14 protein-coding genes are annotated in these 15,046 nt (G+C 69.6%); 8 read left to right on the top strand and 6 right to left on the bottom strand.

What is annotated here, in order from left to right; all coding sequences use genetic code 11:
- Window positions 1-15: 15 nt before the first annotated feature.
- From ACQEVO_RS32685 to ACQEVO_RS32670, 4 genes are read right to left on the bottom strand one after another with little or no spacing between them, the layout of a single operon-like run.
- Entirely contained in the window at window positions 16-2,115 is a 2,100-nt protein-coding gene (locus ACQEVO_RS32685) for an acetyl/propionyl/methylcrotonyl-CoA carboxylase subunit alpha (RefSeq protein WP_432920466.1), read from the bottom strand.
- An 8-nt stretch (window positions 2,116-2,123) separates the two neighbouring features.
- Complete coding sequence (locus ACQEVO_RS32680; RefSeq protein ID WP_432920463.1) at window positions 2,124-3,722, bottom strand: acyl-CoA carboxylase subunit beta; 1,599 nt, start codon at window positions 3,720-3,722, stop codon at window positions 2,124-2,126.
- Window positions 3,719-4,870, bottom strand: coding sequence for an acyl-CoA dehydrogenase family protein (locus ACQEVO_RS32675; RefSeq protein WP_432920460.1), 1,152 nt, complete (start codon window positions 4,868-4,870; stop codon window positions 3,719-3,721). The genes ACQEVO_RS32680 and ACQEVO_RS32675 overlap by 4 nt, the downstream gene beginning before the upstream one ends.
- Entirely contained in the window at window positions 4,867-6,582 is a 1,716-nt protein-coding gene (locus tag ACQEVO_RS32670; RefSeq protein WP_432920457.1) for an acyclic terpene utilization AtuA family protein, read from the bottom strand. Before ACQEVO_RS32670 ends, ACQEVO_RS32675 begins: the two co-directional genes overlap by 4 nt.
- A gap of 167 nt (window positions 6,583-6,749) precedes the next feature.
- On the opposite strand from ACQEVO_RS32670, the gene ACQEVO_RS32665 reads away from it, so the two are divergent.
- On the top strand, window positions 6,750-6,905 hold the full coding sequence (locus ACQEVO_RS32665; RefSeq protein WP_432920454.1) for a hypothetical protein: 156 nt from the start codon (window positions 6,750-6,752) through the stop codon (window positions 6,903-6,905).
- 394 nt (window positions 6,906-7,299) lie between these two features.
- On the opposite strand, the gene thiE is transcribed toward ACQEVO_RS32665, so the two are convergent.
- Entirely contained in the window at window positions 7,300-7,995 is a 696-nt protein-coding gene (thiE, locus tag ACQEVO_RS32660; protein ID WP_432920451.1) for a thiamine phosphate synthase, read from the bottom strand.
- A 283-nt stretch (window positions 7,996-8,278) separates the two neighbouring features.
- On the opposite strand from thiE, the gene thiO reads away from it, so the two are divergent.
- The 6 genes from thiO to ACQEVO_RS32630 all read left to right on the top strand — a co-directional run bounded on the left by thiO (window position 8,279) and on the right by ACQEVO_RS32630 (window position 13,633).
- Window positions 8,279-9,382 carry a glycine oxidase ThiO gene (gene thiO / locus ACQEVO_RS32655; RefSeq protein ID WP_432920448.1) on the top strand — a complete coding sequence of 368 codons (1,104 nt, stop codon included), beginning with the start codon at window positions 8,279-8,281 and terminating at the stop codon, window positions 9,380-9,382.
- On the top strand, window positions 9,379-9,627 hold the full coding sequence (gene thiS, locus ACQEVO_RS32650; RefSeq protein ID WP_432920445.1) for a sulfur carrier protein ThiS: 249 nt from the start codon (window positions 9,379-9,381) through the stop codon (window positions 9,625-9,627). The genes thiO and thiS overlap by 4 nt, the downstream gene beginning before the upstream one ends.
- On the top strand, window positions 9,620-10,378 hold the full coding sequence (locus ACQEVO_RS32645; RefSeq protein WP_432920442.1) for a thiazole synthase: 759 nt from the start codon (window positions 9,620-9,622) through the stop codon (window positions 10,376-10,378). The genes thiS and ACQEVO_RS32645 overlap by 8 nt, the downstream gene beginning before the upstream one ends.
- Window positions 10,379-10,477: 99 nt before the next feature.
- Complete coding sequence (locus ACQEVO_RS32640) at window positions 10,478-11,470, top strand: ABC transporter ATP-binding protein (protein WP_432920439.1); 993 nt, start codon at window positions 10,478-10,480, stop codon at window positions 11,468-11,470.
- Complete coding sequence (locus ACQEVO_RS32635) at window positions 11,470-12,237, top strand: ABC transporter permease (RefSeq protein WP_432920437.1); 768 nt, start codon at window positions 11,470-11,472, stop codon at window positions 12,235-12,237. Before ACQEVO_RS32640 ends, ACQEVO_RS32635 begins: the two co-directional genes overlap by 1 nt.
- Window positions 12,238-12,868: 631 nt before the next feature.
- A complete protein-coding gene (locus tag ACQEVO_RS32630) occupies window positions 12,869-13,633 on the top strand; it encodes an adenylate/guanylate cyclase domain-containing protein (RefSeq protein ID WP_432923251.1) in 765 nt (254 codons plus the stop codon).
- A 24-nt stretch (window positions 13,634-13,657) separates the two neighbouring features.
- Here ACQEVO_RS32630 and ACQEVO_RS32625 read toward each other — a convergent pair whose 3' ends face one another.
- Window positions 13,658-14,617, bottom strand: coding sequence for a zinc-binding alcohol dehydrogenase family protein (locus tag ACQEVO_RS32625; protein ID WP_432920434.1), 960 nt, complete (start codon window positions 14,615-14,617; stop codon window positions 13,658-13,660).
- Here ACQEVO_RS32625 and ACQEVO_RS32620 point away from each other — a divergent pair.
- Entirely contained in the window at window positions 14,581-15,039 is a 459-nt protein-coding gene (locus ACQEVO_RS32620) for a TetR family transcriptional regulator (protein WP_432920431.1), read from the top strand. The genes ACQEVO_RS32625 and ACQEVO_RS32620 overlap by 37 nt on opposite strands.
- Window positions 15,040-15,046 lie beyond the last annotated feature (7 nt).

Genomic DNA, 15,046 nt, shown 5'->3' with positions numbered 1-15,046 from the left:
CTCCTGGTTTCGGTGCTATTGAGAGTTCTCGTCGGCGGGGTCCACCACGGCGAGCACCGTCCCGACCTCGACCTGCCGGCCGACCTCGACATGCACGGCGCTGAGCACCCCGTCCACCGGGGCGGCGATGGTGTGCTCCATCTTCATGGCCTCCAGCCACAGGATCGGCTGGCCGGCGGTGACGGTACTGCCGACCTCTGCGCCGAGCCGGATCACACTGCCCGGCATCGGGGCGAGCAGGGACCCGGTGGCGACCTGATCGGCGGGGTCGGTGAACCGCGGCAACCGCCGCACCGCGAGCGGGCCGAGCGCGGAATCCACGCAGACCAGATCGTCGTAGCGGGCGACGGCGAACCGGCGCCGGACCGGACCTTGCGCGCCGGGCACGGCGAGCACCACCTCTTCCGGGGTGGCCGAGATCAATTCGAGTCCGTCGAAGCCGGCGACCGTCACACCGGACCGCGTGAACCGGTAGCCGATCTCGTGGACACCGCTCGTCCGGCTTTCGTAGGACTTGGTTTGCGACTGCGACGGCAGATTTCGCCAGCCGCTGGGCACACCCGCGACCACGGTGGCCCGCGCCCGGTTCGCCGCCGATTCGGCGAGCGCGGCCGCCACGACGGCCAGTTTCTCGTCCTCCGGGCTCACCAGCGGCGCGGCCAGCGCGTCCAGGCCGTGGGTGGTGAAGAAGGCGGTATCGGTATCACCGGCCAGGAACGCGGGGTGGCGCAGCACCCGGACCAGCAGGTCACGGTTGGTGACCAGCCCGTGGATACGCGCGCGTTGCAGCGCGGCGGCGAGCAGGCGGGCGGCTTCGTCGCGGGTGCGGCCGTAGGAGATGACCTTCGCCAGCATGGGGTCGTAGTGGACGCCCACCACCGAACCGGCGGCGACACCGGAGTCCAGCCGGATACCGGGACGATCGAGCAGATCGAATTCGGCAGCCACCGACGGGATATCGATGCGGTGCACGGTCCCGCTCTGCGGCTGCCAGTCCTGCGCCGGGTCCTCGGCGTAGAGCCGGACCTCGATCGAGTGCCCGCGCATGGCGGGTGGGTCCGCGGGCAGCCGCCCGCCCTGGGCGATTTCCAGCTGGAGCTGCACCAGGTCGAGTCCGGTGGTGCATTCGGTGACGGGGTGCTCGACCTGCAGCCGGGTGTTCATCTCGAGGAAGAAGAACTCCCCCGTCTCGTCGGCCAGGAACTCGACCGTCCCGGCACCGGTATAGCCGATGGCAGCGGCCGCTTGCCGAGCCGCCGTGTACAGCCGGTCCCGCATACCGCCCGCCGGCGACGCAGTGGAGACGGCTTCGTGGCCTGCTCCGGCAGCGCCGGAGGTACCGGAGTGGCTGCCCGGCTGTCCGGCTCGCACGGCGTCGATGCGCTCGACCAGGGGTGACGGCGCCTCCTCGACAACCTTCTGGTGCCGGCGCTGGATCGAGCATTCCCGTTCGCCGACCGCCCAGATCGTGCCGTGGGAATCGGCCATCACCTGGACTTCGATATGACGGCCGGTCTCGAGATAGCGCTCGCAGAACACCGTGGGATCGCCGAACGCCGATTCGGCTTCCCGGCGGGCACCGGCCAATTGCTCGGGAAGCTCGGCGAGGGCACGCACCACGCGCATCCCGCGACCGCCGCCTCCTGCCGAAGCCTTGATCAGGACCGGCAGTTGATCCTCGGTCACCTCGTCCGGATCGAGTTCGGCCAGCACCGGCACCCCGGCGGCATCCATCATCTTCTTGGCCGCGACCTTCGACCCCATCTCCTCGATGGCGGTGACCGGCGGCCCGATCCAGACCAGCCCGGCCGCCTGCACGGCCCGGGCGAATTCCGCGTTCTCGGAGAGGAATCCGTAACCCGGATGCACGGCGTCGGCCCCGGCGGCCTGGGCCGCGGCGATGAGCAGGTCGGCCCGCAGGTACGTGTCGGCCGGGGTGTTACCGGGCAGCCGGACCGCCGCGTCGGCCTCGGCGACATGCGGCGAATCCGCGTCGGCGTCGGAGTACACGGCGACGGTGCCGAGCCCCATCCGGCGGCAGGTCGCGAAAACCCGCCGGGCGATCTCGCCGCGGTTGGCCACCAGAACACTGGTGACGATCTGTGGATCTGACACGGCCGGCCTCACATTCGGAAGACGCCGAAGCCCTCGGCGCCCTGGACAGGTGCGGTGTGGATGGCCGAGAGGGCCATTCCCAGCACGGTGCGGGTGTCGCGCGGGTCGATGACACCGTCGTCGTAGAGCCGCCCGGACATGAACATGGCCAGCGATTCGGCCTCGATCTGCGCTTCCACCATGGCGCGCATACCGGCGTCGGCCTCCTCGTCGAACACCTGCCCGCGGGCTTCGGCGGCGGCGCGGCCGACGATGGAGATCACGCCGGCCAGTTGCGCCCCGCCCATCACGGCGGATTTCGCGCTGGGCCAGGCGAAGACGAAACGGGGATCGTAGGCACGCCCGCACATTCCGTAGTGCCCCGCACCGTAGGAGGAGCCCATGAGCACCGAGATATGCGGCACGTTCGAATTGGATACCGCGTTGATCATCTGGGCACCGTGTTTGATGATGCCCTTCTGCTCGTATTCCTTGCCGACCATGTAGCCGGTGGTGTTGTGCAGGAACAGCAGCGGGGTGTTCGTCTTGTTGGCCAGCTGGATGAACTGGGTGGCCTTCTGCGATTCCTCGGAGAACAGCACACCGCGGGCGTTGGCCAGGATTCCGACGGGATAGCCGTGTAGTTCGGCCCAGCCGGTGACCAGGCTGGAACCGTAGAGCGGTTTGAATTCGTCGAAATCGGAGCCGTCGACGATCCGCGCGATCACCTCGCGTGGGTCGAACGGAATCTTGAGGTCGGACGGGACGATGCCCAGCAGTTCCTCGGGGTCGAAAAGCGGTTCCGATACCGAGGGCCGGGGTGCGGGACCCTGCTTCTTCCAGTTCAGCCGTTTGACGATTCGGCGCCCGATCCGGATGGCGTCCTGTTCGTCGAGCGCGTAGTAATCGGCCAGCCCGGAAACTCGCGCGTGCATATCGGCGCCGCCCAGGGATTCGTCGTCGGATTCCTCGCCGGTGGCCATTTTCACCAGCGGCGGGCCGCCCAGGAACACTTTGGAGCGTTCCTTGATCATCACCACGTGGTCGGACATACCGGGTATGTAGGCACCACCGGCGGTGGAGTTACCGAAAACCAGTGCGATGGTGGGGATTCCCGCGGCCGATGCCTGGGTGAGGTCGCGGAACATACGACCGCCCGGCACGAACACTTCCTTCTGCGTGGGCAGATCGGCGCCGCCGGATTCCACCAGCGAGATCACCGGCAGCCGGTTCTCCCGGATGATGTCGTTGACGCGCAGGGTTTTGCGCAGGGTCCACGGGTTGGAGGTGCCGCCGCGGACGGTGGGGTCGGGGGCGACGATCATGCATTCCACGCCCTCCACCACGCCGATCCCGGCGACCGTACTGGCCCCGACCTGGAATTCGCTGCCCCAGGCCGCGAGCGGGCACAACTCCAGGAACGGCGAATCCTCGTCGATGAGCAGTTCGATGCGTTCCCGGGCGGTGAGTTTGCCGCGTTTGCGGTGCCGGGCCAGTTTCTCCGGGCCGCCCCCGGCGATGACCTTCTCGAATTCGGCCTCGACCTCGGCCAGTTTGGCCGTCATGGCCTCGGCCGCCGCGGTGTATTCCGCGGTGGTGGTGTCGAGGGTGCTGCGCAGCGTGGTCATGCCTGGTACCCCAATCGTTTCGCGGCCAGACCGGTGAGGATTTCGGTGGTGCCGCCGCCGATACCGAGGATCCGCATATCCCGGTACTGGCGTTCCACCTCGGATTCGCGCATATAGCCCAGCCCGCCGAACAACTGCACGGCCTGGTTGGCGACCCATTCCCCGGCCTCGACCGCGGTGTTCTTGGCGAAGCAGACCTCGGCGATCAGATCGGTTTCGCCGGCGGCGGCGCGGGCGGCCACCTCACGGGTGTAGACGCGGGCGACGTCGATACGCCGCGCCATTTCGGTGACGGTGTTCTGCACCGGCTGCCGGCCGATGAGCGGGCGGCCGAAGGTCTCCCGGTTGCGGACCCAGTCGAGGGTGAGGTCCAGGCAGCGCTGCGCACTCGAATACGCCTGCACCGCCAGCCCGACCCGTTCGCTGACGAAAGCGGCGGCGATCTGCAGGAATCCGGCGTTCTCCGGACCCACCAGGTTCGTCACCGGCACCCGCACGTCCTGATACGACAGTTCCGCGGTATCGGAGGCGCGCCAGCCCATCTTGTCCAGTTTCCGGCTCACCGTGAAACCCGGCGTATCTTTCTCGACCACCAGCAGCGAAACCCCCGCCGACCCGGGCCCACCGGTGCGGACCGCGGTCACCACGAAATCGGCGCGGCAGCCGGAGGTGATGTAGGTTTTGGCGCCGTTGACGATGTAGTGGTCACCGTCGCGGCGGGCACTGGTGGTCAGGTGGCCGACATCGGAGCCGCCGCCGGGTTCGGTGATGGCCAGCGAGCCGATCTTCTCCCCGGCCAGCGTCGGCTTCGCCCACCGTTCGATCTGTTCGGGGTCGCCGGCGGCGATGATATGCGGGACCGCGATACCGCAGGTGAACAGCGAGGCGAACAGCCCGCCGGATACCCCGGCGTAGTGCAGTTCCTCGCAGACGATCGCGGCGTCGATACCGTCACCGCCCGCGCCGCCCGCCGATTCCGGGAACTGGATCCCCAGCAGGCCCAGTTCACCGGCCTTCTTGTGCAGTTCCCGGGGGATCTCACCGTCGCGCTCCCAGTCGTCCAGGTACGGCATGATCTCTCGTTCGGCGAAAGCCCGCACGGTGGCGCGCAATTCGCGGCGCTCCGGGGTGTTCCAGACAGTGCTCACGGCAACAGCTCCAACGGTATGTCGAGATGACGGGACCGCAGCCATTCGCCGAGTCCCTTCGCCTGCGGATCGAAACGGGCCTGATAGGCCACGCCCGCACCGAGCAGGCCGGTGACGAGGAAGTTGAGCGCCCGCAGATTCGGCAGGACGTGCCGGGTGATCTCCAGCCCGGCGGTTTCGGGTAACAGTTCGCGCAGCCGGTCGACGGTGAGCGTATGCGCCAGCCAGCGCCACTGCGCATCCGTGCGTACCCATACGCCGATATTGGCATCCCCGCCCTTGTCGCCGCTGCGTGCCAGGGCGATCGTGCCGAGCGGGACGCGTTTCGTCGCACCGGCCGGAAGCGGTTCGGGGAGTGCGGGTTCCGGCACTTCTGCCAGCTTCTGGGTCTCCGAGGGCGCGCCCACCAGCACCCGGAAGCCGGCCGGGCGCACCGCGGTATGCGCGACCTCCGCGACGTCCACGAACCCCGGCCGGTAGACGCCGTAGGGCGAACCGTTTCCCGGGGGCGCGGTGAAACTGCAGCCCGGATAGCTGGCCAGCGCGAGTTCGACGGCGACACTGGAGAATGCGCGGCCCACCTTGTCCGGGTCGGGATCGCGGACCACACAGCGCAGCAGGGCGCTCGCCTGTTCCTCGGTCTCGGCGTCGGGGCGGTCGAGCCGGGCCAGGGTCCAGTCGAGCTCGGCGGGTCGTTCGGGCAGCCAGGCTTCGAGCTGGCGTTGTGCCAGTTCGGCTTTCGCCTCGATATCGAGGCCGGTGAGGATGAACTCCATCTCGTTGCGGAAACCGCCGAGCGTGTTCAGCGAGACCTTCAGTTGCGGCGGCGGAGGCTCCCCCACCACACCGCTGATCAGTACGCGGTCGGGCCCGTCCGGCGCCAGCTCGACGGTATCGAGCCGCGCGGTGACATCGGGGCCGGCGTAACGCGCGCCCTGGATCTCGTACATGAGCTGCGCCGCCACCGTATCGACGGTCACCGCGCCCCCGGTGCCCTCGTGTTTGGTGATGACACTGCCACCGTCGGATCGGATCTCCGCGATCGGGAAGCCGGGCCGGCCGAGATCGGGAAGTTCGGTGAAGAACGCGAAGTTGCCACCGGTGGCCTGGGTACCGCATTCGATCACATGGCCGGCCACCACCGCGCCCGCCAGCTCGTCGTAGTCGGTGCGTTTCCAGCCGAAATGCGCGGCGGCCGGGCCCACCACCACCGAGGCATCGGTAACCCGCCCGGTGACCACCACATCCGCGCCGGCGGCGAGGCAGTCGGCGATACCGAACGCGCCCAGGTAGGCGTTGGCGGTCAGTGGGGTACCCAGGCCGAGTTCGGTGGCGCGGTCGAGGAGATCGTCGCCCTCCACATAACCGACCCGGACGTCGAGGCCGAGCCGCGCGGCCAGGTCGCGCACCTTGCCGGCCAGCCCGGCAGGGTTCAGGCCACCGGCATTGGTGACAATCTGGATGTTGCCGTCCAGCGCGAGACCGAGGCACTCCTCGAGCTGGCGGAGGAATGTTTTCGCGTAGCCGAGGCCGGGATCCTTCATCCGGTCGCGACCCAGGATCAGCATGGTCAGTTCGGCCAGGTAGTCCCCGGTGAGCACATCGAGGTCGCCGCCTTCGAGCATCTCGCGCATGGCGCCGATGCGGTCGCCGTAGAACCCGGAACAGTTGCCGATCCGGATGACGCCGGGATCGTCGGCCAGAGCACTCATCAGCGGTTGCGCCTCCTACCGCTACGGGCGGAGAAGCGCCCGGGACTGTTCGCGTACGAGTTCAGCATCACAGTCCACCCGAAAAAAATCAAGCACGCGTGCTTGTAAATTCCGCAGCCGTGAACCCGGCGCTGCACACCCGGGCCGACCAGGCACAATGGGATTCCGTGTCCACAGATGTCGCCGCAGTACTCCTGTTCGCCCTCGCCGGATTCCTGATCGGCGGCGCCTACACCACCTGGAAAACCACCCGCCCACTCGCGATCAGCCTCGGCGTCTGCGCGGTACTCGCCGCGGTGGGCGCCGTGCTCTGGATCCTCTGAAGCCTTCGCAGGTACTACAACCAGCCCCCGCGTTCCGCGGCGCGCGCCCGGCGCAGGCCTGCCGGTGGCGGCGAACAGTCGGTTACGCCGCACCACTCGCGCCGGGAATCGGGCCGCGCCCCAGCCGGCTGCGCTGGTGTTTCCGGCAGAAATCCACAGTCGCGGTGCGCTCCACCGGCACCTCATCCGTGCGTCGTGGGCTGACCGTGCCGATTGTCATAGGCCGGGAGGAGCCGATTGTGGCCGTGAGGTTTCCCCCGCCGTGCGGTGGGGCAGTTACGAAAGTGGTGTCCGGCGAATCGTCCGCCCGTCGGCGGATTCGGTCTCCGGAACCCGGCGGCACGCCGGTCCTGCTCCTCTGCGCCGGGCAGGATCGGCGCGTCCTCCAGTGGGTTCAGCCGGCCAGGAGCGCGGACTTCAGGTCCCGGGCGGCCGCCTCCGGATCGTCGGCCGCGGTGATCGCCCGTACCACCACCACACGCTCGGCACCGGCGGCCATGACCTCGGGCAGGGTCGACCCGTCGATACCGCCGATGGCGAACCAGGGGCGGGTCGGCTCGGCAGCGGCGGTTTCGCGCACCAGTTCCAGGCCGGCGGGTTCACGGCCCGGTTTAGTGGGGGTCGCCCATACCGGTCCGGTGCAGAAGTAGTCGAGGTGTTCGTCGGCGGCGGCAAGCCGGGCCTGTTCACGATCGTGAGTGGACCGGCCGATCACCACATCCGGGCCCAAGATCCGGCGGGCGTACCAGGGCGGCAGATCCTGCTGGCCCAGATGCAGCACATCGGCGGCCGCGGCCAGGGCGATATCCGCCCGGTCGTTCACCGCCAGCAGCGCGCCGTGGCGGCGGGTGGCGGCCCGTAGTTCGGCGAGTGCGGCGAGTTCACCCTTGGCTTCCAGCGGACCGAACCGCTGCTCCCCGGGCGAGCCCTTGTCGCGTAGCTGGATGATGTCGACACCACCGGCCAGCGCCGCGTCCGCGAACGCTGCCAGATCACCCTTGTCACGACGGGCGTCGGTGCACAGGTACAGCCGGGCGGTCGCGAGACGATCGCGCGGCGGGAGCTGTCGGCGAGCGGAGGACGGTTGCACATCTGCCACCGTAACCGCGCTAACGTGGAAATGTTGCAGGAGGTGGAACGTAGTGCGAACATCCGCGCTCCCGTCGCGGGCGCTGCGGCGGGCGCGACGGGCCCGATACAACCGGCGCGGCGCCGGTGAATTCGCGATACCCGCCCGGGGTGCGCGGGTCGGACCGGCGGGACGCTCGTGACCACAGAATCCGTACCGGGTCCCGCAACCGGGCGGGCCGGCCGTCGCCCCTGACGCCGAACTCATGTCCCGTCGAACCGATGCCCCACAGGAGGTGGCGAGGATGACCGTGCCGGAACGGACCCCCGGCTCGACTGTCGCCGTGGTAGGCGGCGGTGTGATCGGGCTGGCGGCGGCGTGGCGGGCCGCGGAGGCCGGCTGGTCGGTCACCCTGTTCGATCCGGCTGTCGGCAGCGGCGCCTCATGGGTCGCCGGTGGGATGCTCGCACCGTTGTCCGAAGGCTGGCCCGGGGAAGACGAGGTTCTCGCCTTCGGGGCCGCGGCGCTGGCTGCCTGGCCCGATTTCGCGACCCGGCTCGCGGCGGCCACCGGGGTGGATGTCTTCGTGGCCGGCGAAACGCTGACCATCGCCCAGGATGGTGCGGACGCCGCGGACCTGCGCACCATCGCCGACTGGGTGAACGGGCACGGGCACGATCTGCGCTTGCTGGACCGTGCCGGGGTGCGGGCGCTGGAACCGGCGCTGGCGCGCACCGTGCGGGCCGGGTTGGTCGCGGCGGCCGAACCCGCCGTCGACAACCGCAGGCTGGTCACCGCGCTGCGCAAGGCCGCCGATGAAGCCGGGGTCACCGTGCGGCCGGACCGAGTGCGCGATCTGGCCGAACTCGGGCACGACCGGATCGTGCTCGCCGCCGGAGCCGCCTCGGCGGCACTGTGGCCGGGGCTCCCGGTCCGGCCGGTGAAGGGCGAGATCCTGCGGCTGCGGCAGCGGCCGGGCACGCAACCACCGCCCACCCGCGTGGTGCGGGCCCGGGTCCACGGGCGGCCCGTGTACTTCGTGCCACGCGACGACGGTGTCGTGGTGGGCGCCACGCAGTACGAAGCGGGTTTCGATACCGCCGTCACCGTCGCCGGGGTCCGCGACCTCATCGCCGACGCCGAAACCGTGCTGCCCGGTATCGGGGAGTACGAGCTGGCCGAGGCGAGTGCGGGATCACGTCCGGGCACCCCGGATAATCTCCCACTGATCGGGCGTCTGTCCGACCGGGTGATCGCCGCCACCGGCCACGGCCGCAATGGCATGCTGACCAGTGCGCTCACGGCCGATGCCGTCGTCGCCGAACTCGGTGGGCAGCCGCTGGCCGAGGTCGCGGCGGCCGATCCGCGCCGGTTCGGTGCGGCCACATTTTCAGGAGGTAATCGATGACAGTGTCATCAGCATCGGGATCGCCGGTCGCGGGCTCGGCAGCACCGATCGGGGTCACGGTGAACGGGACCGAGCACGAATTCGCCGGCCCGCTCAGCGTCCGGGAACTGCTGGAACGGCTGGACCTGCCGTGCCAGGGTGTGGCGCTGGCGGTCGACGGCGCGGTGTTCCCGAAATCGCGCTGGGACGAACCGGTCGGCCGCGGCTGGCAGATCGACGTGCTGACGGCGGTCCAGGGTGGCTGACGAACCGCTGCGGATCGCCGGCCGCACCTTCGGCTCCCGGCTGATCATGGGCACCGGCGGGGCGGAGAATCTGACCGTCCTGGAGGAAGCCCTGGTGGCTTCCGGTACCGAGCTGACCACCGTCGCCATGCGCCGGGTGGATTCGGCGGGCGGCACCGGCGTGCTCGACCTGCTGAAACGGCTCGATATCGCGCCGCTGCCCAATACCGCCGGCTGCCGCACCGCGGCCGAAGCCGTGCTCACCGCCCAGCTCGCGGCCGAAGCGCTCGGCACCAACTGGGTGAAACTCGAGGTGATCGCCGACGAGCGCACCCTGCTGCCCGACCCCATCGAACTCCTCGACGCGGCCGAACAGCTGGTAGACGCCGGTTTCACGGTGCTGCCCTACACGAACGACGATCCGGCTCTGGCGCGGCGGCTCGAGGATGCGGGCTGCGCGGCGGTGATGCCGCTCGGCGCACCGATCGGCACCGGGCTCGGTATCGGTAATCCGCACAATATCGAGATGATCGTGAGCCGCGCGGGGGTCCCGGTGATCCTCGACGCCGGTATCGGCACCGCCAGCGACGCCGCCCTCGCCATGGAACTCGGCTGTTCGGCCGTCCTGCTCGCCACCGCCGTCACCCGCGCGCGCAACCCGGCGCTCATGGCCGCCGCCATGTCGGACGCCGTCCGGGCCGGATACCGGGCACGCGAGGCGGGCCGGATACCGAAACGCTTCTGGGCGCAGGCGTCGTCACCGGGGCTCTAAGACGGGTCGCGGCTCGGGGACACCTCATCCTCGAGGATGACCCGGACTCACGACCATCGGGCGACGCGCGGGCGACAGTCATAAGGCATGCTGGTCGGCATGATCGAAGTCCGGGGCTTGACCAAGCATTACGGGCAGACCGTCGCGGTCCAGGACCTGACCTTCACCGTTCGACCGGGACAGGTCACCGGTTTCCTCGGACCCAACGGCGCCGGTAAATCCACCACCATGCGGATGATCCTGGGCCTGGACCGGCCCACCGCGGGCACCGCACTGATCGACGGTAAGCCGTATGCCGAGCTGAAACACCCGCTGCGCGAGGTGGGGGCGCTGCTCGACGCCAAATGGGTGCATCCCAACCGCTCCGCGCGCGCCCACCTGGAATGGATGGCCGCCTCCAACGGGCTGCCGAAATCGCGGGTCGAGGAAGTACTGCGGCTGGTCGGCCTCTCGGAGGTGGCCGGGAAATCCGCGGGCGGGTTCTCGCTGGGTATGTCGCAGCGGCTGGGCCTGGCGGGGGCGCTGCTCGGCGACCCGAAGGTCCTGCTGTTCGACGAACCCGTGAACGGCCTGGACCCGGAGGGCATCCTGTGGATCCGCCGGTTCATGCAGCGGCTGGCCGGTGAGGGCCGCACCGTGCTGGTGTCGAGCCATCTGCTCTCGGAGATGTCGCAGACCGCCGACCATCTGGTGGTGATCGGCCGGGGCCGGCTCATCTCCGATTCCACCACCTCGGAATTCATCGAACGCGCCTCGGAGTCCTCGGTGCGGGTGCGCAGCCCGCAGCTCGACGAGCTGCGCAGCCTGCTCACCTCGCACGGCATGACGGTGAAGGAGAACGATGGCAACGCCGACGGGGCCGCACTCATCGTGAACGGGGTCACCAGCGATGCCGTCGGCACGCTGGCCGGCGAACACCACATCGTCCTGCACGAGCTGGCCCCGCAGCGCGGCTCGCTCGAGGAAGCGTTCATGCGGATGACCGGCGGCGACGTCCAGTATCACGGCGAGATCGGGTCGCCGGCGGACGCCACCGTCGTGATGGCACAGCCGGCGGGAACCGAACCGCTGATCACGGGAGGTACGAAGTAATGGGTGTGATCGCCGCCGAGCGGATCAAACTCACCTCCACCCGTTCACCGTGGTGGTGCTCGGTGATCGTGGTGGCGCTGGCCGTCGGGTTCGCCGCGCTGTTCGGCCTGATCGGCCGGATCGCCGCCGACGACCCGCAGGCCTCCGGCGCCCCCGCGCTGACGGTCGATACCGCGTTCCTCGGGATCAACGGCTTCGGGGTGCTGGTCCTGGCCATCATGGCCACCCTCACCGTGACCAGCGAATACCGGTTCGGCATCATCCGGACGACCTTCCAGGCCGTACCCAACCGGACGATGGTGATCGGCGCGAAAGCAGGCCTGGTCGGCATCTACGCCGCGGTGCTGACCACGGTTCTGGCCTTCGCGGCCTACGCCGTCGCCAAGGCGGTGGCCGGGGATGCGGGGACGACGCTGGTGCTGGACGGCAATTGGCGGGCGCTGTACGCGGTACCGATCCTGGCGTTCCTCAATGTGGTGCTGGCCGTCGCGATCGGCGTGCTGGTCCGGCAATCCGCCGCGGCGATATCCTTGATCGTTTTGTGGCAATTGATCATAGAACCCCTGGTCGGCGCACTGGGTAAGGTGGGACGTGAGATCAGCGCGTTCTTGCCGTTCCAGAACGCGAGCCGTTTCGCGACGATGGACGCCACGATGTCCTCGGCGAACTGGCATTGGGGTGTGTGGGGCAGTCTCGCCTACTTCATCGCCTTCGCCGCCGTCGTCGCCGGTATCGCGTTGGTGGTGGTCAACCGGCGCGACGCCTGACCGCGAGCCGCCCGAGCCGCTTCCCTCGCCGCTCGGGTATCGGGTGCGCGACCTTGTCGGGAGTATTCGCGCACCCCGCGCCTCGGCGGCCACTGCCCGGCCGCCGGGGTGTCTACCACCGGCCCGGCGCCACGCGCCGGGCCGGTGGTCGTAATCACAACTTGGACGTTCGTCCTGATCATCGATACCGCGCGACGGCGAACGCCGATTTTCGGTAACCGGGAGTTCACCTCCGGCCCCCGGCCGCTGGCTACCATCGGACTCAGGACCAACGAGGTCAGGCACCACACGTTTTCCATCGGCGGACCCAACGGCGTGCCGCACTCCTCCGATAGAGAGGTGACAGGTGACCATTCTCAGCACTCCACCCATGTCCGACCCCCTGAGATACCCTCGGGGCGTGAACGACAAACCCTCCGGCAGCGCAGCACCGGAGCCGGAGGTAGACCGCGTCGCCCGGCCCGGCGCCGGCGAGGGCCCCACGATCGAACTGACCCCCGTCCACGAGAGCGACGAGACGAGCTCCGAGCGCCGGGACGGCCGCCGCGAGCGGGGCGTCACCCCTGAGCCTTCCCCGGACACGAACACCGGCGCCACCACCCGCGCCCGGATCGGCCCGCTCTCCGCGTTCATGCATGCCGCCAACAACCGCCCCGACGTCGTCGAGGTCCTGCGTAAGGCCCGGCACCAGCTCCCCGGCGACCCGGCCTTCGGCGATCCGCTCTCGGTCACCGGCCCCGGCGGCGCCCGCGCCGTTGCCCGCGCCGCGGACCGACTGGTCGGTGACAGCCCCAGCGCCGCCCGCGAAATCGGCTTCGGTGCGCTGCAGGTATGGCAGGCCGTGCTCGAACGGATGGGTCGCGGTAAAGGCACCCAGGAAATCACCGTGATGTTCACCGACCTGGTCGCGTTCTCGTCCTGGTCGCTCACCGCCGGTGACGAAGCCACCCTCGACCTGCTGCGCAAGGTCGCCCGGGCTATCGAACCGCCCATCTCCGAACGCGGCGGCCAAGTCGTCAAACGGATGGGCGACGGCGTGATGGCGGTCTTCCCTTCGGCCGACCGCGCGGTCGAAGCCGCGCTCGCGGCCCGCCGCAACCTCGCCGGTATCACGGTGGGCAGCTATCAGCCCCGGATGCGGATCGGCCTGCACACCGGCACCCCCCGCGAAATCGGCGGCGACTGGCTCGGCGTCGATGTCACCATCGCCGCCCGGGTGATGGAAGCGGCGGGCAACGGCCGGATGATGATCTCCGAATCCACCCTCGCCGCGCTGGCGCCGGAAACCCTCGAAGAACTCGGTCACACCGCCCGCCCCTACCGCCGCAGCTTCTTCGCGGCACCGCTGAGCGGGGTCCCGGAGGATCTGCGGATCTACCGGATCACGTCCGCTTAGCACTCCGGACGGAACACTCTCCGGTCAGTCCGGGACGACGACCGCCCGGGTGCGTCCCTGATGCGCCCAGGCGTCGCCGACGCGGCTGAGCGGGTAGCTGGTGTAGGGCGCGTCGAAGGTGCCGTCGGCGAACCGCGCGAGGATATCGGGGAACTCGGCGACCATCTGCTGTTTCGAGACCGAGCCCATGCCACTACCGCTGACCCGGATCCGCCGGCTGCGCAGTAGCGCCGCGGGCAGCACCGCCTCCGCTCCGGCGAGCGAGCCGATCTGCACGTAGTCGACCGCCGCACCGTCGTCGTGCCGACCGGACTTTCCCAACGCGGCGAAGGCAGCCTCGGCGACCGGACCCCACACGTAGTCGAGGACAAGGTCGGGTGGTGCCTCGGCGACTGCCGCACCGAGCGCGGCCGGCCAGGTGCCGGGTGCGTCCGATGCGAGCGCGACGGTCACCACGCCCGGGCCGTTCAGCCGTTCCAGCGCGTCGCGGTCACGCCCGACCGCGACGACCTGTTTCGCGCCGAGCGACAGCGCAGCCCGCACCGCGAGACCGCCGGATGCGCCGGTCGCGCCGAGCACCAGCACGGTGCCGAGTTCGCCCGCCTCCGCGCGCCGGGCGACCAGCGGCATCCACCCCGACATGGCGGGATTCATACCGGCGGCGACCGCGAGCGGATCCGCCCCCGCGGGCAACTCCACCTCGAACGCCGTGACCAGCCGTTCGGCCATGGTGCCCCACGGCGCCCGGGCGAGTCCCGTGTACACCAGCCGCCCGTCGCCGGTCCGGGCCACCGCATCGACACCGGGCACGAGGGGATACACCCCGCCGCCGCCGTAATGGCGACCGGCGGCCATCCCGCGGACGACGTGGTGCAACCCGGCGCCCACGAGCCTCAGCGGCACCCGGCCCGGCTGTTGGTCCGGATCCGGGAACTCCGCACAAACCGGTGTGGCGCCGGCGGTTTCGACGACTGCAGCACGCATGGCCTGTCTCCTTAACTAAGTTAATTTCTGCTGCCGCCAACAGTGCCTTAACTTTGTTAAGGTGTCAACTGTGGCAAAGGAATCACCGGATCGTGACGGCGGCCCTCGAACTGCTCGACGAACAGGGCATGGACGCCCTCACCGTCCGCGCCCTCGCGTCCCGGCTCGACGTGAAGGCCCCAAGCGGACGACACCCTCGACCTGATCACCGCCTTCGTGGTCGGCTTCGTCATCGAGGAGCAGGAGCGCAGCCAGTCGGCGCGCGCCGACCCCGCGCGCTACTCGCGCACCGAACGCGACGCCTGGCTCGGCGAAGGCGCCGAACTGGTCAAGGCGCCGGACATCTCCGCGATGACGGCGACCCGAGATTCGAACGGCAGCTCGGCGTCGTTCTCGACGGATTCGAAGCCCGGCTGCGCTGACAGAACC

The organism is Nocardia sp. CA-290969 (assembly GCF_050936135.1).
In the GTDB taxonomy this organism is placed as follows: Bacteria; Actinomycetota; Actinomycetes; order Mycobacteriales; family Mycobacteriaceae; genus Nocardia.
This window is presented reverse-complemented; position numbering and strand designations above follow the sequence as displayed.

Bases quoted from the DNA above. Each gene is read 5' to 3' on its own strand.
- ACQEVO_RS32680 (WP_432920463.1), bottom strand. From the start codon at position 3,722: ATGACCACGCTGCGCAGCACCCTCGACACCACCACCGCGGAATACACC.
- ACQEVO_RS32670 (WP_432920457.1), bottom strand. From the start codon at position 6,582: ATGAGTGCTCTGGCCGACGATCCCGGCGTCATCCGGATCGGCAACTGT.
- thiO (WP_432920448.1), top strand. From the start codon at position 8,279: ATGACCGTGCCGGAACGGACCCCCGGCTCGACTGTCGCCGTGGTAGGC.
- thiS (WP_432920445.1), top strand. From the start codon at position 9,379: ATGACAGTGTCATCAGCATCGGGATCGCCGGTCGCGGGCTCGGCAGCA.
- ACQEVO_RS32640 (WP_432920439.1), top strand. From the start codon at position 10,478: ATGATCGAAGTCCGGGGCTTGACCAAGCATTACGGGCAGACCGTCGCG.
- ACQEVO_RS32635 (WP_432920437.1), top strand. From the start codon at position 11,470: ATGGGTGTGATCGCCGCCGAGCGGATCAAACTCACCTCCACCCGTTCA.
- ACQEVO_RS32630 (WP_432923251.1), top strand. From the start codon at position 12,869: ATGCATGCCGCCAACAACCGCCCCGACGTCGTCGAGGTCCTGCGTAAG.
- ACQEVO_RS32625 (WP_432920434.1), bottom strand. From the start codon at position 14,617: ATGCGTGCTGCAGTCGTCGAAACCGCCGGCGCCACACCGGTTTGTGCG.